This window comes from Candidatus Pseudomonas auctus, from assembly GCF_048654275.1.
Classification (GTDB): domain Bacteria; phylum Pseudomonadota; class Gammaproteobacteria; order Pseudomonadales; family Pseudomonadaceae; genus Aquipseudomonas; species Aquipseudomonas pharyngis.
The window spans coordinates 1-238 of the sequence record NZ_JBJYZK010000040.1 but is presented as its reverse complement, the minus strand read 5'-3'; the positions used below and the strand labels follow the sequence as shown (position 1 = coordinate 238).

1 protein-coding gene is annotated in these 238 nt (G+C 61.3%); it reads left to right on the top strand.

Translation table 11 applies throughout. The features are described from left to right. Positions 1-23: 23 nt before the first annotated feature. On the top strand, positions 24-238 hold a 215-nt coding region (locus ACKUG4_RS28255), incomplete at its 3' end, for a carbamoyl phosphate synthase preATP-grasp domain-containing protein (RefSeq protein WP_445435287.1).

Sequence of the window (238 nt, the reverse complement as noted above, 5' to 3'; positions counted from 1 at the left end):
GATCACACTGGAGGCCAGAACTGATGCCCCGCCGTACCGACCTGCACCGCATTCTCGTCATCGGGTCCGGGCCGATCCTCATCGGTCAGGCTGCCGAGTTCGACTATGCCGGTACTCAGGCCTGTCTGGCACTCAAGGAGGAGGGGTACGAGGTCATCCTCGTCAACTCTAATCCCGCCACGATCATGACCGACCGTGACGTCGCCGACAAGGTCTACATCGAGCCGATCACCCTCGA